We start from the raw sequence: 22,088 nt of genomic DNA, 5'->3' as shown, positions 1-22,088 counted from the left end.
TTGGCTTGAAACTGCCTCGGGTAACGGTCTATTGCGGTCGACTGGGTTTGCTCCACAGAGCGTCACAGCGGTCGTGATGGGTACGTACTCGGAGAAGGCCAGGGGTGGTTGAGAGTCACCCGGAACCTGGTGATGGACCCGGGCGTCTTAGCCACCGACGACCGTGCCCCATCCTCGCGTGAAGGCGGCGGAGAGCAGAACGCGCGACAGCAAAACGCCATGCTCCGCCACCCCACGCCACGCCCGTGCTCCTGGTAGACGCACGGACGGGGCTGCCGCGGAAAGCAGTCAATGCTCGGCCCATAGGGGTACCCCCGCCTGAAGGCAGGGGCGTGATGCGCCAACAGGTACGCACAGTGAAGTGATCGATCCATGGTGTGATGTGGCCCACGGTGTTGCCAGCGGTGCAACGGAAAGGAACGAGCGCTCATGCGCGAGATCCCCGGAAGGCGACGCAGGCTCCTGTCCCGGCGCAGCGACGGGAGGCCTGAGCCGATCAGCGCGGCCCTGACCTTCGCGACCCAGTGGCGGTGGCCGGTACTCCCGGGCGTGGCGCAGGATCCGCGGCACCCGGGCCGCTGCGGCTGCCCCGACCCCGAGTGCACGGTGCCCGGCGCACACCCCTTCGACCCCGGTCTGCTGGCGGCCACCACCGACGCCCGGATGGTGGGCTGGTGGTGGACCAACCGGCCGACCGCGCCGATCATCCTGGCCACCGGTGGCACGGCCCCCTGCGCGGTGAGCCTGCCGGCCCTCGCCGCCGCTCGTGCTCTCGGTGCGCTCGACCGTGTCGGCATGCGGCTCGGCCCGGTGGTGGCCTCGCCCACGCGCTGGTCGATCCTCGTCAAGCCCTACTCCCTGGAGCAGCTCGGCGAACTCCTCCACGCCAAGGACTTCGTGCCCGGCTCGCTCCGCTTCCACGGCGAGGGCGGCTACCTCGCCCTGCCCCCTTCCGAGACCGGGGCCGGGCAGATCCGCTGGGAGCGCGCGCCGTTACCCGGCTCCGCCTCGCCGTGGGTGCCGGATGTGGAGGCCGTGGTGGACGCGGTCGTGGACGCCCTCACTCGTACGGGTGTGAGCGCGCCCGAGTTGTAAGGGCGTCGGGCGCGCCGGGGCGGGATGCCCGATCTGATCGTTATCGTCCCTTTATGCTGCGTCATTCCGAGGAACAGGGAAGCGGGCGGGGAACCGGGCGCGGGGGCGGACGGGACGGTCGGCGGGACAGCGAACGGGCAGGCGATCGGGAGCGTCGGCGGGAGCCTCGGCAGGACGCGGGGCGGGCGCTCCGGCAGGACGTGCGGCGGGGACTTCGGCGGGAGAGCGGGCGCGGAAGCCGATCCGTGTGGCGCGGTCGGCTGGATCCCCGGCGCGTTCGCCTCTACGCCCTCGTGGCCGTCGTGGCGTGCGCCTTCGCGCTGCCACTGGCCGTGGCGTCCGCGGGTCAGGTCGGCGACCGGGGCGGTGTGGGCGCGCCCTCCGCCGTACGTCTCCAGCCGAGCGGCGACGACAAGATGCCGTCCGCCGAACCCGGCCTGCCCCGCTCGAGCGGGACGCCGACCCCTGCGCTGCTCGGCCTGGGCCTGGCGACCGCCGCCCGCTGCGGCCCGGAGGTCTCCTCGCCCGAGGGCATCGAGGCGCAGACCTGCGTGCTGACCCAGGGCACCGAGAGCTGGGGTCGCACCTACTACCGCAACGCGAGCGGCGAACCCCTGGACGCCGCCCTGACCTTCATGGGCCCCGGCGACCGCACCGTGCAGACGCACTGCGCCCTGGACGGCGACGACGAACCGGGGACGTGTGAGACACCCCGGGAGCACACCCGGGGGCTGCCGACCGCCTACAGCGCCGTCGCGGAGTTCGCCGGACAGGACGGCAGCAACGAGCGTGGCGGACGCGGTCCGCTGCTGCTGCGTTCGGGGAGCAACTCACCCGAGAGAACAGGCGGTTGATGCTCGGCTGCGCTCGGTGAGCGACGACGCGGACGGAAAGACCCGGTTGCTGGCGACGGGGGATGCACCAGCAACCGGGCTACTGGAACGGTAACAAGAGATCGGCGGTTCGCAAATTCGATCCCGGCTTTCCAGTCATGTTCTGGGTTGCCTTTCCGGTCACCGACTCGCCCGCACGGTCCGGGAGTTGTGACTGGAGTCACTCGCTCTGCGCAAGACTTTTCGGCTGACCGGTCGGTCAGCCGAAGCCGGGGATCGGGCGGTGGATCGGCGGATCGCCGGGTCGGCGGATCAGCTGAGGGTGACCTGCCGGTTGGTCAGGCCGCCGCGGGCGCGGCGCTCGTCGGCGGTCAGCGGAGCATCCGTGGCCAGCGCGGCGGCCAGCCGCTCGGCGAACTCGGCGGCCGGCTTCTCCACGTCCTGGGCGCCCACTCCGTTGGGCAGGTCCCACACGGGCACCGTGAGACCGTGGGCGCGGAAGGAACCGACCAGGCGGGTGCCCTCACCGAGGCTCGAGCGGCCCGCCGCGTGCAGCCGGGCGAGGGCGTCCAGCAACTGCTCCTCCGGGTGCGGCATGACCCAGCGCAGATGGTTCTTCTCCGGCGTCTCGCACCAGTACGCGGCATCGACACCCTGCAGCCGCACGGTCGGGATGGCCGCGGCGTTGGCCCGCTCCAGGGACGCGGTGACGTCCGGCGTCGCGTTCTCCGCGTCCGGGACCCAGAACTCGAAGCCCGTGTGCACCACGGGCTCGAAGGGCGCCTCGGCGTCGAGCAGGTCCTGCAGCCGCGGGCCCTCGGCCGGGGCGCGGCGCCCCTGCACCGGGGTGCCGGGCTCGGCCTCCAGGGCGCGCAGGAGGGTGTCGGCGAGGTCGCGGCTGATGTCGCCGGACGCCGTGTCGTTCTGCAGGCCGAGCAGCACCGAGCCGTCGTCGCGGCGCAGCGCGGGCCAGGCCATCGGCAGGACCGTGGCCAGGGTGACCGACGGGACGCCCTCGGGCAGGCCGTCCCGGAGCGTCAGCTCGACCGTGGCGGCGGGCACCAGCTCGCGCAGCGCCACCCAGTCGCACTCGCCGGGAAGTCCCTCGAACGGCCGCTGCACCAGCTCGGTCACCGCGTGCGCCGCGGCCCGGCCGTGACAGGCCTTGTAGCGCCGGCCGCTGCCGCAGGGGCACGGCTCGCGGGCGCCGACCACCGGGATCTCTCCGTCCGTGAGCTGCGGGCGCTTGGCCTTCGTCTGGGGTCGCTTCTTGGCCATCTGGGTGTCTCCCGGTTACGGCTCGTCTCGTACGGCGCGAGCCTAGTCGTTCACACCCTCAACGACGGGAAGCTGTGGACAAGGCGGCGCATGTGGACAACGCAGGAGCAGCCGTACGAACACCGAGCGGCCCCTCCTCGGGGCTCGGGCCGCTCGCTCGGTCCCTAGTCCAGGTCGTCGAAGACGTCCGCGAAGCCCATCTCGGGCAGTGCCGCCACCGCCGGGGCCGCGATGCGGGTGGCGAAGTCGTCGCGACGGTGGCCGACGCGGCCGGCGTCGGGGTCGTGGACGTCGCCGTGGACGACCACCCACACCGTGACCTCGCCGTGGATGTCGTCGCGTACGCCCCAGTCGTCGCAGAGCGCCGTGATGATGTTCAGCCCGCGCCCGCCGTGCGCGGTGACCGAGGGAGTGGCCGGGGCCGGACGGGTGGGGCCGCCGCCGTCCGTCACCTCGACGACCAGCCGGCCGCACACGTCCACGCGCCACGCGGCCCGTACGTCGCCGTCACCGGCCGACATGCCGCCCAGCGGCCTGCCGTGCTTGCACGCATTGCTCAGAAGCTCGGAAAGGATCAGTACGGCATCGTCGATGACCGATTCCGCCACGCCGCCTCTGCGCAACTGATCGCGCATCCGACGTCTGGCTTCCCCCACGCCCGCAGGGCCATGGGGTACGGCCATGCTCGACGACGTGGGCACCTCCTGTGCCACCACCAACGCCACCCCCGAGACCTCCTTCGCCCCACGCCACGGTGTGGATGCCCCATTGGCCTGAACCGGAAACCGGCCATTCCGCGTCCGGTGACGCATTCGCAACGATCGAACACACAGCGAACGCGCCGGAGCACTCCCTGTCATGACACCGCAGTATGTGGCTGGATTTCTTGAGGAGTGGCCGAAAACGGAGGATGGTGCCTCCGGCCGTACCGGTCAAGGCCCGCGGCCGATCAGCGGCCGAGCTGTTGCAGGACCGCGCGCGGACGGTTGGTGATGATGGCGTCGACGCCCAGGCCGAGGCAGAGATCGACGTCCTCGGGCTCGTTCACGGTCCACACGTGCACCTGGTGCCCCGCCCGCTTCAGCCGCTCGACGTAGGCCGGGTGACCGCGCACGATCCGGATCGAGGGGCCGGCGACCCGGATCCCCGCCGGGAGCCGACCGTCCCGGAGCCTGGGCGAGACGAACTGCATCAGATAGACCGTCGGCAGCGTCGGTGAGGCGGCCCGCACCCGGTGCAGCGAGCGCGCCGAGAAACTCATCACCCGCACCGGCGACTCCTCCGCCGAGGCCGGGGCGTCCAGGCCGAACCGTTTCAGGAGCACCAGCAGCCGCTCCTCGACCTGCCCGGCCCACCGCGTGGGGTGCTTGGTCTCGATGGCCAGCTCCACCCGCCGCCCGGCGTCGGCGACGAGTTCGAGCAGCCGTTCCAGGGTGAGCACGGAGGTGTCCTCGGGATCCTCCGGCCGCACCTCCCAGTCCGGCTCCTCGTCCCGGCCCCGCCAGAAGGCCCGCGTCCGCCCGGCGCCGAAGTCGAGTGCGGCGAGGTCGGCGAGCTCCAGGGCGGACACCGCGCCGCGCCCGTTCGACGTACGGTTGACCCGGCGGTCGTGCACACACACCAGGTGCCCGTCCGCGGTCAGGCGTACGTCACACTCGAGGGCGTCCGCGCCGTCCTCGATGGCCTTGCGGTAGGCGGCCAGCGTGTGCTCCGGGGCGGCCTCGGAGGCTCCGCGGTGGGCGACGACTTGGATGTGGTGCTGCCGTACGTGGGTCACCGCGTCATGGTGCCACTGCGGCGGGGTGCGAGTGACGGCGATCGGGCGTCGATAATTTGTCCGTTTCATGTGAGATGACCTATATAAAGAATGCCATCGGACCCACAGGCACCGCTTATGGTGCTCTGACGGCCCGTGGGAAAAGCTGACGTCGTACAGATGCACATGCACAGCTGGAGCACGCCGGGTCGTCGGCAGGCGTGACGCGTGACCGAGTGCGACCGACAACAACAGCCGTGGATCGAGGAGAAGAGCTGTGAGCACCGAGAACGAGGGCACCGCGGTACCCCCGGCCCCGTCCGCACCTCCCGTGCCGGTGGAATCTCCCGCAGCTTCCCCGCAGCCGCCCGCCCCCCAGGGGGGCGCCCCCATGACCCCGCCCGCCGGCACACCGGAGGCGCAGAACCCGCCGGCACCGTCGGCACCGCCGGCCCCCGGGGTACAGGCATCCGCCGCCCCCGGCGCCGAGTCCCACGGCCCCACCGACTCCCCTCACGGCCCCGTCGGCCCCACCGGTCCTGCCGGCCCCGGCGGCTCGCCCGTGGATGGCTCCTGGCCGCCGCCCCCGCCCCACACGCCCGCCTACGCTGGCGGCGATGCCGGTGGCGGCGCGGCGGGCGGTCCGGGAGGCGGCTCGGGCGACGGCTCGGGCGGCTCCGGCTGGGGGTCGGGCTGGGGCGCGCCGTACCAGCAGCCGGCGCCGAAGCCCCAGGGCCGCCGCGGCGGCCTGGTCGCCGCGGTGCTCGTGGCCGCACTGGTCGCGGGCGGCCTGGGCGGCGGCATCGGCTACACGCTGGCCAAGAAGGACGACACCAGTTCCACCACGGTCTCCGCCTCCGACACCGGCGCCGCGCAGGTCAAGCGCGACCCCAGCTCGATCGCGGGCGTGGCGGCCAAGGCGCTGCCGAGCACCGTCACCATCGAGGCCGAGAGCACCAACGGCCAGGGCGGCACCGGCACCGGCTTCGTGTTCGACACCCAGGGCCACATCGTCACCAACAACCACGTGGTGGCCGACGCGGTGGACGGCGGCAGGCTCACCGCCACCTTCCCCAACGGCAAGAAGTACGACGCCGAGATCATCGGCCACGCGCAGGGCTACGACGTCGCGGTCATCAAGCTCAAGAACGCGCCGTCGGATCTCAAGCCGCTCGCCCTCGGCAACTCCGACAAGGTGGCCGTCGGCGACGAGACGATCGCCATCGGCGCCCCCTTCGGCCTGTCCAACACGGTGACGACGGGCATCATCAGCGCCAAGAACCGCCCGGTCGCCTCCAGCGACGGCAGCGGCGACAGCAAGGCGTCCTACATGAGCGCCCTGCAGACGGACGCCTCCATCAACCCGGGCAACTCCGGCGGACCGCTCCTCGACGCCCGCGGCGCGGTCATCGGCATCAACTCCGCGATCCAGTCCTCCAGCGGCGGCGGGCTCGGCGGCTCCGGCCAGTCCGGTTCGATCGGCCTGGGCTTCGCCATCCCGATCAACCAGGCCGCGTACGTCGCCAAGCAGCTGATCAAGACCGGCAAGCCGGTCTACGCCAAGATCGGCGCGTCGGTCTCCCTGGAGGACTCGACGAGCGGCGCCAAGATCACCGACCAGGGCGCCGCCGGCTCCGACGCCGTGGAGCAGGGCGGCCCCGCCGCCAAGGCCGGCCTCAAGCCCGGCGACGTCATCACCCGGCTCGACGACTCGGTGATCGACTCCGGCCCCACCCTCATCGGCGAGATCTGGACCCACAAGCCCGGCGACCAGGTCAAGATCACCTACAAGCGCGACGGCAAGGAGCACACGACCGAGGTCACCCTCGGTTCCCGCATCGGCGACAACTGACCTTCCCGCACCCGCGGGCCGTCGTTCCCTCGGAACAACCGACCCGCGCGTGCGCGTGCCGACCCGTTACTCTTGTCCCCGCGCCACCGACCAGGCAGGCGCGAGGTGGGTTGCCCGAGCGGCCTAAGGGAACGGTCTTGAAAACCGTCGTGGCGCAAGCCACCGTGGGTTCAAATCCCACACCCACCGCCCGCGAAAACGGCCCCTGACCAGGCGATACGGTCTGGGGCCGTTCGCGTCAGGTCTACTGATCACTGGTCCCGTTGACCAGCGAGGCCGCGGAAGCCCACGGCTCTGACGAGTTCGGATGCCGTGGGTTTCTGGCGTTGTTGGTTGCCGGCACCGACCGCGCACCACCTCTTGCAGGGACCGAACGATCGTCCTGACCGGGTCGGGCCCGTCGGCTCCCGGCCCTGTCGCGTGACCGCCGCTGGGCAACCACACTGGTCGGTGGGGCACCCTCTCGGAGGCGCTCGCCCGCGACGGAAGGACGGACCCATGCCCACGGACACGCTTCCCGGTCCGCTGCGATTCCTGGTCTTCGGTGCGGCCCTGCGGGCCGATTCGACCAACGCCCGCCTCGCCTCCCTCGTGGCCCGGCTCATCTCCGACACCGGTGCCGCCGTCGACCTCGCCTCCATGCGCGACTTCGACATGCCCTTGTACGACGGCGACATGGAGGCAGGCGAAGGACTGCCGCCCGGCGTCCTGGCCCTGCGCGACCGGCTCGAGCAGAGCGACGCTTTCGTCATTTCCTCGCCGGAGTACAACGCCTCCGTGCCGGGAGTGCTCAAGAACGCGATCGACTGGGTCTCGCGTGTCCGGCCGCAGCCGTTCAAGACCAAGCACGCGCTGCTCGTCTCCGCCTCGCCGTCGCTGGTCGGCGGCAACCGCGGCTTGTGGGCCCTGAGGATTCCTCTGGAACACCTGGGCACCCGTGTCTATCCGGACATGTTCAGCGTGGCCAACAGCTATCAGGCCTTCGCCGAAGACGGAACACTGGCCGACCCGGGGTTGCAACAACGTCTCACCGAGACTGTGTCGGGTTTCCTCGGCCTCGTCGAAGCGGACGTGCGCTACGTCTGCCTCGAACGCCGTTGGTACGAGTTCCTGGGCGACCGCACCGAGGCAGCCATCACGCAGCGGGCCGAGAAGTGATGCCGGGACGCCCCAAGTTCAGGTCCTCGCTCCTGCTACTGCCTCTGGCGCGCTCCCGACGAACCGCAAAGCCTCCTCGCGGACGCCGGCGTTCTCGTCGGATGTAAGTGCCTCGAGCTGTTGCACGCCGGTACCCGGAGACCCTGCCCGGCGGGGAGGGCGCGCTCCTGTGCGCCACCCCCGGCGACGGCGCCCCTTCTGTATGCGATCAGTTGTTGTTCGTCCTGGAGCCGGTGCCTCCCGGTTCCTTCGGCGCCCAGGTGGGGGCGTGGACGGCATCCTTGAAGTCGGTCGATTTCATCAGGACCCGCCAGTTCTCCTTGCCCGCGTCACCATCGAGTCGGACGGTGAATTCCTTGACCTGACGGGAGTCATGGAAGTACAGGACCACGACCTGGCGTTCCGAACCGCCGTCGTAGAAATCGCCTGTCACTTTTCCGCGGGCGCCGGTGCCGAAACCCTTGATCCAGTTCTCGGCGGTCTTGGTGGCCTCCGACTCACTGCTGTCGCTGGTGGCCAGCTTGCGAAGGGCGTCCGTCTTGCCGTCGGCGATGTCCCACACGAGCTCCTGCATCACCAGCAGGGAGCCAGTGGAGGGGTAGCCGACCACGTGCAACGGCTCGTGGTCGGCGTACGCCTGCTCGTAGGACGCATCCGACCCTCTGGCATCGGCAGAGCTGTTGTCGAGGGCAGCGCATCCAGACGTCAGCAGCATTGCCGCCGCCAGCCATCCGGCCGCTGTATGGCTCTGCTTCAACCTCGGCATCTCACGTCCTTGTTACTCGGTTACTTGCGGGTCTTGGGCCTGACGATGGTGACCTTCTCGATCGGGTTCGAGGTGTGGCTGTACCGATCGATCACCTCGTGGAGAGTGGTCTCGTTCTTGAGGCCGTGCTGCACGATCCTCGCGTGTCCCTGCACCATGGCCGAGACGATCGCCACGTGGTTGTAGACCTTCTCCTTCTTCCACTTGAAGAAGACGAGATCCCCCACCTTGGCGTTGTACTCGTGCGGAACGGTCGCGGCGTTCCGCCACTTGGTCACGTGCCGCCGGAGGTAGTCCGCGCTCGTCCAGCTCCAGCTCTTGCCGAACCCGTACTTGCCCTGCCACCAGGCGTTGTCGGCCTTACGACCGCCGGGGCGCATCTGCATCCCGCCCCCGTGGTACAGGGCCTTGGAGACGAAGTTCGCGCAGTCGGTCCTGTACTCCCACTTGGTGTCCAGGTTGTTGTACGCCCAGTTGGCCGTTCCGTTGCCGCTGATCACCGAGGCTGCCGCTGCCGGCCCTGTCGGCTCTGCCGACGCGGACGCCGAATCGGTGTCGGGGCCGTAGACGCCTTCGTCGATGAGCGGCTGCGGCGCCTCCTCCTGGTCGGCGGGGATGTTGCCGCTTGCGTCGGGAAGGTGCGGGTCGGCTGAAGGCGCGGGCCAGCCGTTCGCGGTCCACACCGCGTCGGGAACGACTGCGGAGGCGGCGTCGCCCACGTCCGTGGAGGCGTCCGCCGGTCCTGTGGCGACGCCGGTGGCGGTCAGGGCGAGTACTGCTGCGCCGGTGATCGTACGGCCGAGCTTGTTGCGCAAGGTCGGGTCCTTCCCCCTGTGAAATGGTTCCCGGCCGCCCGCCCGTGTTGCGTGTGCGGCGTCGGGACCCGCTGAGGTTACCCGTCGGTAGCCAGCGCGAGGCAATGAAATATTGATTTTTGGCCTGATATGGGTGGTTTGGCCGGTCATGTCGCCCTTGGCAGCCGACGGAAGTCGACGACCCGCTAGGAAGATGGAGCGGTGGATGCGTGGGTTCCTGCCGGCCGGTTGTCGGACCGGGCACGACTCAAGAAGTTCCGACTCGTCGTGTTGCCGATTCCCGAAGGGCCCTCACGGCCGGTGTCCTGTCAGGCGGGCTGCTGAGGCGAGGGTGGCCCGGGCCTCGTGTTCGGGGAGGCCGGCGTGGAGGGCGGCGGCGAGCAGGGGGCCGGCGAGGTCGGGGCCGATGCCGTTCTCGTAGGCGCGGCAGGCCGCCCAGAACAGGCGGGTGTTGCGTTGGCCCTCGTGGGCGCCCAGGACGAACTGCACCAGGCCCTGGCCGTGCCCGCCCGTCGACGGGGGTGCGGGATGGCGGGGTGTGCGGGGCGGCGGGAGAAGGAGCCTCAGCAGGGCCCGTGGGCAGGGAGCGGGTGCGAGGTGGGCGGTGCCGGGGGCGGTGGCGTACACGCCGTGTTCGGTGCGGGAGCCGGGGCCGACCAGGTAGCCGCCGGCGCCGCGGATGTCGATGCCGGGGGCCAGCCGGCCGGCCGAGTTGGGGACGACGACGTCCGGCGGTCCGCTCAGCCACAGGTGGCGGCCGCCGCTGGGGGTCATGACCACGACCGTGGGCGGGATGGTGAACAGGTGGCGCAGGGCGATCTCGCGCAGGGCCGCCGGGGCGTCCGTGCCCGTCTTGGTGTCGAGGTCGACGCCGATCAGGTGGTACGGGGGCAGGCCGCAGGCGATGCCGTAGCCGGTGGCCCAGGGAGCGGCGGCGAACAGTTCGCGGATGCGGGCGGGGTCGGTGGAGGCGTCGTACACACCGTGGCCGAAGCGGCCGCACTCGCCGTGGCAGCGCGGCCGGGCCGGGTCGGGTGCGTCGGCGCGGTGCGGGGAGCGCAGGGCCGGGAGTTTCGTCCGGGACAGGGGGATGACGGCCAGTCCGCGTTCGGCGGCTGACAGTGCGTGTGCGAGGGCCAGCGTCGTGGCCTGCCGGTCGATGGTGGCCATGACTTCAGTTTCGTATGCGTGTTCGAAGAAGGGAAGGGGGAAGGTGCGGCGCGCCGGGGTCTGCGCGGGGATTTGTCGATTTTCGAGGGGGTTCGTGGTGGGGGTTTGGCGGAACGCTTCAGCCCTTGCGGCGGCTGGGGGTGGCTTTGGGTGGTCGGGGACCGGTTCGGTCCGCTGTGGGGGCTGTGGGGCAAGAAAGGTGGTGAAGGGGGTTTATCGACTTGTCCTCACGCTTGCGTGCGAATCACGGCTTCCGGGGTGGTTCGCCGGAGGTCCGTGGGCAACTCTGATCTTGCGACGTCGTGAGAAACCGCCGGGGTGGTCGGCCAACTTCCCTGGTGACAGCCGTAGTTCAGAGTTCTCAGAGTTCAGGCAGCTTCACGCAGCTTCACGCAGTGTCACGTACTCCGGCAGGCAGCCGGTGCGTACCTCGTACTGGAGGAGCAATATGGCAAGCATCCGTACCGCCCGCGTTCTCGCCGCCGTCACCGCCATCCCCCTCGCGGCGGCCCTCTTCGCCGGCGTCGCGGCCGCGGACAACGGTGCCTTCGCGGACAACGGATCGAACGCGGGCATCGCCGGCGTCGTCGGCAGCGGGGTCGGCCACAACAACAACGGCAACTCGTCCACCACGCAGCAGCAGGCGGTCGGCTACGGCGCCTCGAACCAGAGCAACACCGCCCAGGTCAACGGCTCCGCGTTCACCGCCATCCAGCAGGGCAACAGGAACGTCGCCATCGACTTCTCCCCCCTGTGGTGAGCCGGGGCGGGCCGGCACGCACACCGGGGATCCGCCGGCCCTGAACTCATGTGGGTCTGCTCGTGGGGATGCAACACACGTCCGTGCGGCGGTGCTTCGGTGCCGCCGCGCAGGCGTTTTCCGTGCTCGGCGCGGGAGTTCTCCGTGCGCCGCGCGGGGGTGCTCCGCGCTTCCGGCAACCGGCGGACGGCGTGACCCGGGCGTCACCCAGGGGTGAACCCGCAGTACGGACCGGTCCCTCGTCCACCTTCAGGAGGTGCGGTCAACCCCACCCCTACAACCTGAGGGGGACTCCGCTTCAGGACCTGCGGGCGATACGCCGCGGGGGTCCGCGCTCCTAGCGTGGAGGCATGACCACACCCGTCTGCACCAGCGCGTCGACCGCCGCCGTACCGGCGGCGACGCAGAGCCTGGCGTATCCGTCGTTCTCGTCGTACGTGCGGGCTCGCCAGTCGGTGCTGCTGCGCACCGCCCGGTCGCTGACCGCGAACCCGAGCGACGCGGAGGACCTGCTGCAGACCGCGCTCGCCAAGACGTACGTCGCGTGGGAGCGGATCGAGGACCACCGGGCGCTCGACGGCTACGTCCGCCGTGCGCTGCTGAACACCCGTACGTCGCAGTGGCGCAAGCGCAAGGTCGACGAGTTCAGCTGCGACGAACTGCCCGAGCCGGAGCCCGCGCCGGGCGCGGCCGACCCCGCGGAACAGCAGGCGCTGCGCGACGCCATGTGGCAGGCGATCATGAAGCTGCCCGCGCGGCAGCGGGCGATGGTCGTCCTCAGGTACTACGAGGACCTCTCCGAGGTGCAGACGGCCGAGGTGCTCGGCGTCTCCGTGGGCACGGTGAAGTCGGCGGTCTCCCGGGCGCTCGGCAAGCTGCGCGAGGATCCGGAGCTCGGGCTGGTCCGCTGAGGCGGGGCGACGCGAGCCTGCCGATGCGGGCTCCCGAGCCCGCCGAGGCGGGTCCCCGGCCGGCGCCGGCGGGAGGCGTTCGTCCAGAAGGTCACCTGATCGATCGTCCGCCCCTAGTGACATACCACGTGGTATGTGCGCAGAATCAGCGCGAACCCTACTACCGCGTAGGCAATGCCCCTACCACCGCGTAGGCCATGCCGCTCCGGGAGGACGCCGTGCTGAGCACCATGCAGGACGTACCGCTGACCGTCACCCGCATCCTCGTCCACGGGGCGCTGGTGCACGGACGGTCCCAGATCATCACCTGGACCGGGGAGGGCGAGCCGCAGCGCCGCAGCTTCGCCGAGGCGGGCCGGCGCGCGGTACAGCTGGCGAACGCCCTGCGTGACGACCTCGGCGTCCGCGGCGACGACCGGGTCGCGACCCTGATGTGGAACAACGCCGAGCACGTCGAGGCGTACTTCGCGGTCCCCTCCATGGGTGCGGTGCTGCACACCCTCAACCTGCGCCTGCCCGCCGAGCAGCTCGCCTGGATCGTCAACCACGCGGCCGACCGCGTGATCATCGTCAACGGCTCCCTGATCCCGCTGCTCGCCCCGCTGCTGCCGCAGCTGAAGACGGTCGAGCACGTCGTCGTCTCCGGCCCCGGCGACCGCTCCCCGCTCGACGGCGCCTCCGCGCAGGTGCACGAGTACGAGGACCTGATCGCCGGCAAGCCGACCACGTACGACTGGCCGGAGCTCGACGAGCGCCAGGCCGCCGCCATGTGCTACACCTCCGGCACCACCGGCGACCCCAAGGGCGTGGTCTACAGCCACCGTTCGATCTACCTGCACTCCATGCAGGTCAACATGGCCCAGTCCATGGGCCTGACCGACCAGGACACCTCGCTCGTCGTGGTCCCCCAGTTCCACGTCAACGCCTGGGGCCTGCCGCACGCCACCTTCATGACCGGCGTCAACATGCTGATGCCGGACCGGTTCCTGCAGCCCGCCCCGCTCGCCGAGATGATCGAGCGCGAGAAGCCGACGCACGCCGCCGCCGTCCCCACCATCTGGCAGGGCCTGCTCGCCGAGCTGACCGCCCGCCCCCGTGACGTCTCCTCCCTCACCCAGGTCACCATCGGCGGCTCGGCCTGCCCGCCCTCCCTCATGGAGGCCTTCGACAAGCTCGGCATGCGGGTCTGCCACGCCTGGGGCATGACGGAGACCTCCCCGCTCGGCACGGTGGCCCGCCCGCCCGCGTACGCGGTCGGCACCGACGAGGAGTTGGGCTACCGCCTCACCCAGGGCCGCTTCCCGGCCGGCGTCGAGGCCCGGCTGACCGGCCCCGGCGGCGAACGCCTCCCCTGGGACGGCGAGTCGGCGGGCGAGCTGGAGGTCCGCGGCGCGTGGATCGCCGGGGCCTACTACAACGGCCCCGACGCCGAACCGCTGCGCCCCGCCGACAAGTTCAGCGAGGACGGCTGGCTGAAGACCGGCGACGTGGGGACGATCAGCCCGGACGGCTACCTCACCCTCACCGACCGCGCCAAGGACGTCATCAAGTCCGGCGGCGAGTGGATCTCCTCGGTGGACCTGGAGAACGCCCTGATGTCCCACCCGGACGTCGCCGAGGCCGCCGTCGTCGCCGTCCCCGACGACAAGTGGGGCGAGCGTCCCCTGGCCACGGTCGTCCTCAAGCCGGGCGCCGCCGCCGACTTCGAGAGCCTGCGCGTCTTTCTCGCCGAGGAAGGGAAGATCGCCAAGTGGCAGCTCCCGGAGCGCTGGACGATCGTCGAGGCGGTTCCGAAGACCAGCGTCGGCAAGTTCGACAAGAAGGTGCTGCGCAGGCAGTACGCCGACGGGGAACTCGACGTCACGCAGTTGTAGACGTCACACGGCCGCAGCCCTCGTACAGTCGAGCCGCCAAGGCAGGGCCCGCCCTCCGGGAGACCGGTGAGGGCGGGCCCTCCTGTGCGGCCTGCGCGCCTGCGGAGGCGGGCCGCCCAGTGGGCGCCGATTCCTAGTTGGTGCCGATGCGGGCCAGCAGATCGACGATCCGCGTCTGGACCTCGCCGCTCGTCGACCGCTCGGCCAGGAACAGCACCGTCTCGCCGGAGGCCAGCCGCGGCAGGTCCGCCTGGTCGACGGCGGCCGTGTAGACGACGAGCGGGGTGCGGCTGAGCTGCCCGTTCGCCCGCAGCCAGTCCAGGATCCCGGCCCGGCCGCGGTGTACCTGCATCAGGTCCATCACCACCAGGTTGGGCCGGAACTGCCCCGCCAGCGTCACCGCGTCGCCGTCGCTCGCGGCTCGCGCCACCTGCATGCCACGCCGTTCCAGCGTCGCGGTCAGCGCGAGCGCGATCTCCGCGTGCTCCTCGACGAGCAGCACGCGCGGCGGGTGCTGCTCGCTGTCGCGCGGCGCGAGCGCCTTCAGCAGTACGGCGGGGTCGGCGCCGTAGGCGGCCTCGCGGGTCGCCTGCCCGAGCCCGGCCGTGACCAGCACGGGCACTTCCGCGGCGACCGCCGCCTGCCGCAGCGACTGCAGCGCGGTGCGTGTGATCGGCCCGGTCAGCGGGTCCACGAAGAGTGCGGCGGGGAAGGCCGCGATCTGCGCGTCGACCTCCTCGCGCGAGTGCACGATCACCGGCCGGTAGCCGCGGTCGCTCAGCGCCTGCTGCGTGGTGGCGTCGGGGGCCGGCCAGACCAGCAGCCGACGCGGGTTGTCGAGCGGCTCCGGCGGCAGTTCGTCGTCCATCGGCTGCGGGCGCGGCATGTCCGCGACCTCGACGGCACCGCCGGGGCCGTCCAGCGGTTCGGGTCCCTCGGCGGCGTTCTCGTCCGGGGCTCCTATGGCGTACGACCGTCCGGCGCCCTCGGTGGTCTGCGCGAGCCGGGGCTGCCCGGGGGGCGGCGACGGCTGCGCCGGGGCCCCGGGGACCGCCGGTGCGGCAGAGGCCGCGGGGGCCGGGCCCATCGGGGAACCGCCCAGGGACGGTTGCGCGGGGGCCTGTTCGGCCGACGGGTGCGGGCGCGCGTTCTGCTCGGGCCGCTGTTCGGGGCGTGCGGCGGCCGGGTCCGGGGGCGTGCCCAGCTTGCGGCGGCGGCCTGAACCGCCCGGCGTGTGCGGGGGCGGCGTGGCCGACGGCTGCTGCACCTGGGCGGCCTGACGGCTGAAGGGCACGCCCTGTCCGAGCGTCCGCACGCTGATCGCCCGGCCCTGGGTGGAGTTCGGGTCGCCCGCCACGGCGGCCTCGGCGGGCAGCGGCTGGGCCACCCGCGGAACACCGCCACCGGGGACGGGCGAAACGACCGGCCGCCCGGAGGGCTGTGCGGCTTGCGGGGCCTGAGGGGCCTGGGCGACGGGCTGGCCGGCCGGCTGTGCAGCGGTCTGCTCGGGCGGCAGCGGGGTGCCGGGGACCGTGCCGTGGGCCGGGGTGCCGTGGGGCGGCGTACCGGAGGCGTTCGGGGGCAGGGGGGCGCCCGCCCCGGTCGGGCCGGCCGGAGCAGCCGGCACACCCTGCGGCGGTACGGGCGCGGCGGCGCCGTTCGGCGGTACGGGGACGCTCGTACTGGAAGCGTCACCTGTGCCGGGCCACGGCTGCGGGGCCGGTGTACCCGCGGCGGGAGTCTGCTGTGCGACGGGGGCGGCCGGGGCGGGGAGGCCCTGGGCCGAGGTGGCGTGTGCCGGCGTGCCCGCTGTCGGGGTGCCGTGCACGGGAGCGGCCTCGGCCGGGAGCGGCGAGCCGGTGGCGGCCTGTTCCTGGGCCGGCGGGCCCTGGACAGACGCCTGCACCGGAGGCTGCTGCGCTGCGACCGGCTGCCCCGGAAGACCCTGCACCACCGGACCACCCTGAGCGGGCACGCCGTGCCCGGGCGTTCCCTGCGTTCCTTGCGCGGGCACGCCCTGCGCCGGTGTCGCGGCGGCCGCTGCCGCGGGCTCCGGCGACTGGGCCACCGCCCGTCGGCGTCGCCCGGTCGGCGCGTTCGTGGGATGCGGCTGCGGGGGCGTGTGGTCGTCGGCCTGCCCGGCGGACACGGCGTCGTGCTGCCCCGCGTCGGCACCGGATCCGGCACCCGATCCGGGACCGGCGGCCTGCTCCGGAATCTGAACCTGCTGCGGTACTCCCGGCCCCTGCGCCGCGGGCACGGGCATCGGTGTGGGCACGGGCGCGGACTCGGACGCAGGCCGGTCCGCGTCGGCGGGCGGCAGGGCGAAGACCGTACGAGGAGCCGCCTCCTGGGCGGCGGCACGCTCGGTCGCCGCCGCGAGGGCACGCCGACGCCGCCCGGTCGGCTGCTGGGCAGGCGCGGAGGCGGAACCGTCGACGGAACCGGCGGAAGCAACGGGGCCGGCCGCGGCATCCGGCGCCACGGGCAGCGCGGGCGGAAGAGCATGGGGTTCACCGGACTCGCGCCGGGCACGCCGTCCGCTGGGCGCGGGCATGCCCTGCGGCGGCACCGTGCCGCCCAGGCCGGAACCGGAGGCCGCCGCTCCCGCCGCGTGCTCGGCCGCCGTGACCACGGCGCCCTCGGCCACGGCCGGGTCCTCGGCGGGCCGTCCGCGCCGCCGACCCGTACCGCTGGACACCTCGGCTCCCTGGGCCGAGCCCTGAGCCTGGGCCTGGGCAGGAACCGGCGCGGGCTCCTCGGCCGGACGCCTCCTGCGCCGCCCGGTCGGAGTGGTCCGGCCATCGGAATCGGAAGTGGAGGCGTCGCCCTCGCCGTCGCCCTCCAGGAACGCGTCCGTGGAAGACCGGCGGGCCCGACGCCGTCCGCCACCGGAGGCCTGCGCGGGCACGGCGATCTCCGCCGATACGCCCCCTGCACCGAACGCCGACCCCGTCTCCGGACCCGAGTTCGCCGCCGGCTCCAGCTCTGCCCCGGACCCCGCGTCCGCGACGGCCACAACCCCCGCCCGGCCGTGGTGGTCGTGGGCCACGGCCCCGGCGCCGCCCCCGATGGGCACCTCGAGGACGTAGGCGCTGCCGCTCATGCCGGGCACTTCATGGGTCTGCAGCACACCGCCGTGCGCCCGGACGATCCCGCGCACGATCGGCTGGTGCACCGGGTCTCCCCCGGCGTACGGCCCGCGCACCTCGATCCGTACGACGTTGCCGCGCTGCGCCGCCGCCACCACCACGGTGTTGTCCATGTAACCGCCCGCCGACACGGGCGCGTTGCCGGTCGCGTCGACGCCGGCGACGTCCGCGACGAGATGCGCGAGCGCGGTGGCGAGCCGGCGCGAGTCGACCTCGGCCTCGATGGGCGGCGCGTGCACGGCGAACTGCACCCGTCCGGGCCCGACGAGTTCCACGGCCCCGTCGACGCCGGCGGCCACCACGGCGTCGAGCATGGCCTTGGTCCGGGTGATCTGCTCGCTGCCGACATCGAGGCGCTGGTAGGAGAGGACGTTGTCGATGAGGGTGGTGATGCGCGAGTAGCCGGCCGACAGGTGGTGCAGCACCTGGTTGGCCTCGGGCCACAGCTGGCCGGCGTCGTCGGCGGCGAGGGCGGACAGCTCGCGGCGCAGTTCGTCGAGGGGGCCGCGCAGGGAGCCGCCCAGCAGCGTCAGCAACTGCTCGTGGCGGGCGGCCAGTGCCTCGTAGCGGTCCTTCTCCCGCTCCCCGAGCGCGGCGTACCGCTCCTCGTTCGCGGCGAGTTCCTCCGCGTGCCGCTCGGTGAGCTCCTCGATCTCGGTGACGTGCTGCTGGCGCAGGGCGGTGAGCTCGGAGGCGTGCTCCTCGGCGAGCTGTTCGAGCTCCTCGGCGTGCTGCTGCTCGGCGGTGGCCTTCTCCTCGGCGAGGGCGTCGTAGGGGCGCCGGTCGGTGAAGGTCATCACGGCGCCGACGAGCTGGTCGCCGTCGCGCACGGGTGCGGTGGTCAGGTCGACGGGGACCTTGTCCCCGGCCTTGGACCACAGCACCTGTCCGCGCACCCGGTGCTTGCGGCCGGAGCGCAGGGTGTCGGAGAGCGGCGACTCCTCGTACGGGAAGGGGGAGCCGTCGGTGCGCGAGTGCAGCACGAGGGTGTGCAGCTCGCGGCCGCCGAGCTCACCGGCCCGATAGCCGAGGATCTGGGCGGCGGCGGGGTTGACGAGCACGATCCGCCCGTCGGTGTCGGTACCCACGACGCCCTCGGCGGCGGCCCGCAGGATCATCTCGGTCTGCCGCTGCGAACGGGCCAGCTCCGCCTCGGTGTCGACGGTGCCGGACAGGTCGCGCACGACCAGCATCAGCAGCTCGTCGCCGGTGTAGCCGGAGCCGTCGTAGGCCTGCTGGCCGTTCTCCAGATTCGCGCTCGTGACCTCGACCGGGAACTCGGTGCCGTCGGTGCGCCGCGCCGTCATCCGGGTCGGCTTGGTCCGCCCGCGCGGGTCGATGTGGTCGGGGCGGCGCATGGAGCCGGGGATCAGCTTGGAGTCGAACTGCGGCAGCAGATCGAGCAGCCCGCGCCCCACCAGAGCCGTGCCCGGCGTCTCGAAGGCCTCCAGGGCGATGGTGTTGGCGTTGACGACGGTGCCGTTGGCGTTGACCAGCACCAAGGCGTCGGGCAGGGCGTCGAGTATGGCAGCGAGGCGAGCAGCGCCTCGGGATGGCCTGCTGCTCACGAGACGCTTCCTCCCTGTTACCGCACCTTGCCGACCGCGGGGGTCATCTTGCCAACCGGCCCGCAGCGTGTCACGCGAGCGAGTCTATGCGCTGAGGTTGCGCCCGCGACGCCGGATGAGAGGGAGGTCGCACGAGGAAGTGACGTCGAACCCGTGACCGTACGATTCCGCTTCGCACGACCTCCGCACGACCTTCACCGACTCCTGAATCACGACGCTCATCGACTCCGGGATCCGGACCGCGGGCCTCAGGAACCGAGGTCGGGCAGGAGCGGCACGAGCCGGTCCCAGCGGCCGATCTCGCAGCCGTCGCCGCGGTCGTACGTCGCGTCGACGGGCCGTCCGGCCCAGGTCCCGGTGATGCGGGCGGTGGCCGGCCCGCCGTACTGCATGGTGCAGACGCTGTCCCGCGGCACGGGGGCGAAGGTGTCACGGCCCCACCGCGTGCCCCGGTCGAGCACCCCGCACGCGCCCCGCACGTCCGGATGGCTCCCACCGCCGGGATGGCAGTACAGCTCGAACGTCCCGTCCCTCCCGCCACCGGCGTGCCGCACGGTGACGGTGAGGTGATCGCCGGCCCGGTCCTCGTCCCGGACGGGCGGCGGCGCGCCGGCCGAGGCGGCGGCGGGCAGGGCGGACAGCGCGGTGAACGCGACGACGGAGGCAGAGGCCCCGAGCAGGAGCCGCCGCAACGGGCGGCGCGGGGAGCGTGAGCTGAACTGCACCATGCCCGGACTAACGCGCCGGACCCCGTGACGTTGCGCCCCACGACGCGGACCCGGCGACGCCACGGCAAGGACTTTGCCCTGAGCCCCGCCTGCCTAGTACCGTGGGGGGCGATTGGTGACACCCCGCTCGTGTGTGTCATCATCTGCACGCACCACTCGCGCGCTCGCGTGAGCGGTTGTGCTGGAGGCGTCGCCTAGTCCGGTCTATGGCGCCGCACTGCTAATGCGGTTTGGGCCTTAAAGCCCATCGAGGGTTCAAATCCCTCCGCCTCCGCGCAAGATCACCGAAGCCCCGGTCCACTGGACCGGGGCTTCGTCGTACGGAGTCGTTCGGGTCGTCAGGACCGGACCGTATGGATCAATGCCCACCGTCCCGGCGTCCTCTCCACTCTCGCCCCGAATCGCGTTTCCGCAGGTCACAAGGGGTGCGGGGAATGGATTTCACATGACGGCGGCAGTCATGTAATGTTCTTCCTGTCGCCGCGAGCGGGCCGGAAGGGCCGAAAGCGAAGACGGAAAACAGAACAAGCACTCGTAGCTTAACGGATAGAGCATCTGACTACGGATCAGAAGGTTGCAGGTTCGAATCCTGCCGAGTGCACACAGGTGAGAGGCCCCGGAGAGATCCGGGGCCTCTTGCGTTTCAACCGCCCACGGCATCGGACAGCTTGCCGATCGCGGCGCGCACCTTTTCCTCGCTCGCTTCGGCGTAGACCTCCATCGTCATGGCGATCTGCGAGTGGCGAAGGATCCGCCGGGCGACCTTCGGGTGCACCTTCAGCGCGACCAGGAGCGAGCTGCACGTGTGCCGGGTGTTCCGGAGCGGGATGACAGGGACACCGGCGCGGCGAGCCCGCAGGGCGAACATCCGGGTGAGGTTGGCGTGCCTGGCACTGCTGGGCAACCCCGCAGGTGTGGGAGCGAGCTTTGTGAGCGTCGTTGGGCGCGTCCGGCAGGCGGGCAACGGCCATGAGGGCGGCATCGTCCTCCAGGTGTCCTTCGGTGTGCCGGGTCAGATCGGCGATGAGAGCGTCCAGGATCACGCCGGGGGCCGTCGGGAGGGGGCGGGACAGGAATGGCACGGGATCGTAGAAGGTGCCGTGGCGGTCGCGTGCCTCCACCAGGCCGTCAGTGAACAGCACCAGGGTCGCGTCGGGCGGCAGAGCGTACCGATCGACCGGTACCCGGCGGCGGCCCAGGTCGCCCAGGCCCAGGGGCAGGGACGGGGCAGACGGCTCGAGCGGACTTGCTCGGCCCCGGTGGACGAGGAGCGGCGCTGGATGCCCCAGATTGACTATGTATAGGGCGGAGCCGTCGTTGGGGACGTCGATGAGGACGGCGGTGGCAAAGGATTCAGGGCCCGCCTCCTCGGCATCGATCCTTTGCATGAGCTCTTCCAGAAGATCGACTGCGTCGGTCAAGTCGGGAATGTGAGCCGCCGCCTCGTAGAAGACGCCGAGCAGCCTGTTGACGATTCGAACCGCGCCCAGTCCCTTCCCCCGCACATCGGCAATCATCATTCGAACGCCGTCGGGTGTGGGGCGGATGGCGTAGAGGTCGCCACCGATGGCAGCCTCCCTCGCGGCGGCCCGATACCGGGAGGCCACGTCCAGCGGCCCGACCCGGGCGGGAGGGATGGGGAGCACCGCCCGCTGGACAGCCTCGGCTACTTCGCGAGTGTCCTTCAACTGCCTCCGGTCCCTGGCCATGGCCCGGTTGAGAAGTGCAGCCAGAACGGTCAGGACTGCGATAGTTGCGAACCGGACGAAGTACTCGGTAAGGGCGACGTTCCCCTTCGTGTACCCCATGGCCATCCCGAGCAACTCCGTCACTACGCCGGTGGCGATCGTGCCCGCCAGCGAGTACACGGGGGCGGCCAGCACGGGAGCGGCAACCAGCAGCGGAAACACGCTGAATTCCGGCGGGATCAGTACGTCGACGATGACCGCGACGAAGAGCACCGCGGCAGGTAGAAGAGAAGGCCCTCGACTCCAGCTGCCCAGAGGTGTGCGGTCGCCTGTCATTACCCTGCTGTCTCTGTGTTCCTGGGCGGATCGTCATCGAATTCCAGTCTCCGATGCACCCTGACCCACAGCGACTGGAACCACCTCGTGCGCGACCCGGGACAGTCGCCGTCAGACGCTCAGCACACCCGATCAGGGGCGGACAGGGCATCCGGCTGCATCAGTCAGGCGGTGTGATCGACCTGGTGAGTCTTGACGTATCTACGCCGTCTCTGGGCCGTCCGAGGCGACCGACGGCGACATACGGCCCGCAGCTCCCAACAGCGAAACCCCATGTCAGCAGCTGACATCAACAGGCGTGCACACGCTGCGCACATCAGCGATCAACGCCGAACCTCATTGGACTGA

At 71.6% G+C, this 22,088-nt stretch carries 15 protein-coding genes, 3 tRNA genes and 2 pseudogenes; 10 read left to right on the top strand and 10 right to left on the bottom strand.

Translation table 11 applies throughout. The features are described from left to right. Positions 1 to 429: 429 nt before the first annotated feature. Positions 430 to 1,095, top strand: coding sequence for a bifunctional DNA primase/polymerase (locus IE318_RS21215; RefSeq protein ID WP_189902638.1), 666 nt, complete (start codon positions 430 to 432; stop codon positions 1,093 to 1,095). Between the two features lie 245 nt (positions 1,096 to 1,340). Then, on the top strand, positions 1,341 to 1,949 hold the full coding sequence (locus IE318_RS21210) for a hypothetical protein (protein ID WP_229903648.1): 609 nt from the start codon (positions 1,341 to 1,343) through the stop codon (positions 1,947 to 1,949). Positions 1,950 to 2,240: 291 nt separating this feature from the next. On the opposite strand, the gene IE318_RS21205 is transcribed toward IE318_RS21210, so the two are convergent. From IE318_RS21205 to IE318_RS21195, 3 genes are all read right to left on the bottom strand, one after another. Continuing rightward, on the bottom strand, positions 2,241 to 3,206 hold the full coding sequence (locus IE318_RS21205; protein WP_189902636.1) for a DUF5926 family protein: 966 nt from the start codon (positions 3,204 to 3,206) through the stop codon (positions 2,241 to 2,243). A 164-nt stretch (positions 3,207 to 3,370) separates the two neighbouring features. After that, positions 3,371 to 3,931 carry an ATP-binding protein gene (locus tag IE318_RS21200; protein ID WP_229903647.1) on the bottom strand — a complete coding sequence of 187 codons (561 nt, stop codon included), beginning with the start codon at positions 3,929 to 3,931 and terminating at the stop codon, positions 3,371 to 3,373. A 224-nt stretch (positions 3,932 to 4,155) separates the two neighbouring features. Beyond that, the gene (locus tag IE318_RS21195; protein ID WP_030168723.1) at positions 4,156 to 4,983 is read right to left on the bottom strand and encodes a glycerophosphodiester phosphodiesterase; all 828 of its coding nucleotides are present in this window, start codon (positions 4,981 to 4,983) and stop codon (positions 4,156 to 4,158) included. 256 nt (positions 4,984 to 5,239) lie between these two features. Between IE318_RS21195 and IE318_RS21190 the strand changes: the two genes are divergently transcribed. The 3 genes from IE318_RS21190 (at position 5,240) to IE318_RS21180 (ending at position 7,972) form a co-directional block, all read left to right on the top strand. Further along, the gene (locus IE318_RS21190) at positions 5,240 to 6,814 is read left to right on the top strand and encodes a S1C family serine protease (RefSeq protein WP_189902632.1); all 1,575 of its coding nucleotides are present in this window, start codon (positions 5,240 to 5,242) and stop codon (positions 6,812 to 6,814) included. Positions 6,815 to 6,918: 104 nt separating this feature from the next. Beyond that, a tRNA-Ser gene (locus IE318_RS21185) sits at positions 6,919 to 7,003 on the top strand. 309 nt (positions 7,004 to 7,312) lie between these two features. Beyond that, positions 7,313 to 7,972 (top strand): NADPH-dependent FMN reductase, encoded by a 660-nt coding sequence (locus IE318_RS21180; protein ID WP_189902630.1) that lies wholly within the window; start codon positions 7,313 to 7,315, stop codon positions 7,970 to 7,972. A 208-nt stretch (positions 7,973 to 8,180) separates the two neighbouring features. On the opposite strand, the gene IE318_RS21175 is transcribed toward IE318_RS21180, so the two are convergent. The 3 genes from IE318_RS21175 to IE318_RS21165 all read right to left on the bottom strand — a co-directional run bounded on the left by IE318_RS21175 (position 8,181) and on the right by IE318_RS21165 (position 10,723). Then, positions 8,181 to 8,738: a hypothetical protein gene (locus IE318_RS21175; RefSeq protein ID WP_189902628.1), complete on the bottom strand. Its 558-nt coding sequence runs from the start codon at positions 8,736 to 8,738 to the stop codon at positions 8,181 to 8,183. Positions 8,739 to 8,758: 20 nt separating this feature from the next. Further along, positions 8,759 to 9,553 carry an amidase domain-containing protein gene (locus IE318_RS21170; protein WP_189902626.1) on the bottom strand — a complete coding sequence of 265 codons (795 nt, stop codon included), beginning with the start codon at positions 9,551 to 9,553 and terminating at the stop codon, positions 8,759 to 8,761. A gap of 291 nt (positions 9,554 to 9,844) precedes the next feature. Next, on the bottom strand, positions 9,845 to 10,723 hold the full coding sequence (locus IE318_RS21165) for a bifunctional DNA primase/polymerase (protein ID WP_189902623.1): 879 nt from the start codon (positions 10,721 to 10,723) through the stop codon (positions 9,845 to 9,847). Between the two features lie 448 nt (positions 10,724 to 11,171). Here IE318_RS21165 and IE318_RS21160 point away from each other — a divergent pair, with 448 nt between their 5' ends. The 3 genes from IE318_RS21160 (at position 11,172) to IE318_RS21150 (ending at position 14,268) form a co-directional block, all read left to right on the top strand. Next, entirely contained in the window at positions 11,172 to 11,483 is a 312-nt protein-coding gene (locus IE318_RS21160; RefSeq protein WP_030168736.1) for a hypothetical protein, read from the top strand. 350 nt (positions 11,484 to 11,833) lie between these two features. After that, a complete protein-coding gene (locus IE318_RS21155; RefSeq protein WP_189902620.1) occupies positions 11,834 to 12,394 on the top strand; it encodes a SigE family RNA polymerase sigma factor in 561 nt (186 codons plus the stop codon). 197 nt (positions 12,395 to 12,591) lie between these two features. Then, positions 12,592 to 14,268 (top strand): long-chain fatty acid--CoA ligase, encoded by a 1,677-nt coding sequence (locus IE318_RS21150; protein WP_229903646.1) that lies wholly within the window; start codon positions 12,592 to 12,594, stop codon positions 14,266 to 14,268. Positions 14,269 to 14,401: 133 nt separating this feature from the next. Here IE318_RS21150 and IE318_RS21145 read toward each other — a convergent pair whose 3' ends face one another. Beyond that, positions 14,402 to 18,988 carry a hybrid sensor histidine kinase/response regulator gene (locus tag IE318_RS21145; protein WP_189902618.1) on the bottom strand — a complete coding sequence of 1,529 codons (4,587 nt, stop codon included), beginning with the start codon at positions 18,986 to 18,988 and terminating at the stop codon, positions 14,402 to 14,404. Positions 18,989 to 19,236: 248 nt separating this feature from the next. Next, a complete protein-coding gene (locus tag IE318_RS21140; RefSeq protein ID WP_189902615.1) occupies positions 19,237 to 19,716 on the bottom strand; it encodes an SSI family serine proteinase inhibitor in 480 nt (159 codons plus the stop codon). A 183-nt stretch (positions 19,717 to 19,899) separates the two neighbouring features. Between IE318_RS21140 and IE318_RS21135 the strand changes: the two genes are divergently transcribed. Then, a tRNA-Ser gene (locus IE318_RS21135) sits at positions 19,900 to 19,990 on the top strand. A 254-nt stretch (positions 19,991 to 20,244) separates the two neighbouring features. After that, a tRNA-Arg gene (locus IE318_RS21130) sits at positions 20,245 to 20,317 on the top strand. 42 nt (positions 20,318 to 20,359) lie between these two features. On the opposite strand, the pseudogene IE318_RS45065 reads toward IE318_RS21130, so the two are convergent. Together IE318_RS45065 and IE318_RS45060 are read right to left on the bottom strand one after the other, a co-directional pair. Continuing rightward, positions 20,360 to 20,596, bottom strand: a pseudogene (locus IE318_RS45065) (site-specific integrase); the annotation flags it as partial. A 91-nt stretch (positions 20,597 to 20,687) separates the two neighbouring features. Then, positions 20,688 to 21,425: pseudogene (locus tag IE318_RS45060) on the bottom strand (PP2C family protein-serine/threonine phosphatase); the annotation flags it as partial. Positions 21,426 to 22,088 lie beyond the last annotated feature (663 nt).

This window comes from Streptomyces spiralis (assembly GCF_014654675.1).
Classification (GTDB): Bacteria; Actinomycetota; Actinomycetes; order Streptomycetales; family Streptomycetaceae; genus Streptomyces; species Streptomyces spiralis.
Note: the sequence above shows the minus strand (reverse complement) of the source record. Positions and strands in the feature narration are given on the sequence as shown.